The organism is uncultured Maribacter sp., from assembly GCF_947500405.1.
In the GTDB taxonomy this organism is placed as follows: Bacteria; Bacteroidota; Bacteroidia; order Flavobacteriales; family Flavobacteriaceae; genus Maribacter_B.
This window is the reverse complement of sequence record NZ_CANMRY010000069.1, coordinates 1-741: the sequence shown is the minus strand read 5'-3', so window position 1 is coordinate 741 and position 741 is coordinate 1. Positions and strand designations below refer to the sequence as shown.

Annotated in this window: 1 protein-coding gene; it reads left to right on the top strand. The window is 36.3% G+C overall.

From position 1 onward, the window contains the following. A partial coding sequence (locus tag Q0945_RS16025) for a hypothetical protein (RefSeq protein WP_299436689.1) occupies positions 1–598 on the top strand: 598 nt, incomplete at its 5' end. Positions 599–741 lie beyond the last annotated feature (143 nt).

Here is a 741-nt window from a genome sequence, read left to right as displayed (position 1 = left end):
CCACAATATGACAAAACCAATGCTGACATACATTTTAATCGGAATAGTTTCAATCGTAGGAGTTGGAATTCTAATTAGCTGCAACAACAAACCGAAAAAAGAAACTACCGAAAAAACAGAGCAAACGGAAATGACTGCTGAACAGAATCCATATATGGATATGCGAAAAATGGCATTAACTGTAACAGCTGAACAACTTGGATTTCAAATTCCAGGTGACTCAATAAAAGTTTACGGAATTGTATCTGATTTAGATATGGGCGGTGGAACTGCAACTGTGGTTACATATTTGACTGGAGATGCAAGTATATATTTAAGTTCTGGTGGTGGATTTATCGGAGCTGGACAACACGAAAGTGTTCAAAAAGTAACTAAAGAATTTGTAGAAAACGGACATTTGATTTCTTTCAAAGGGCAACAATTTGAGAATCCTGATTTACCGACAAACGGAAATGCGAATTTTTACTTTTTGTCAAATATGGGACAAACCCGAATTACTGAAAGCATATCAAAAATGGAAAGTGGCGAATCGGAATTTTCCAAACTGTTCGCTGATTTGAATAATGTAATGACTGAAATCCGACTGAAAAGCGAATAATGAAAATAAATACTGTGGGTAACAATGGCTATAATTCATTGTGGTTTTGTGCGACACCAAAGTAAAAGTATAAATCAACGGCTGATTTCTCAGCTGAATAATCCTGCGGATGATTCCACAACGAAATCATAGCCGAGACCGTT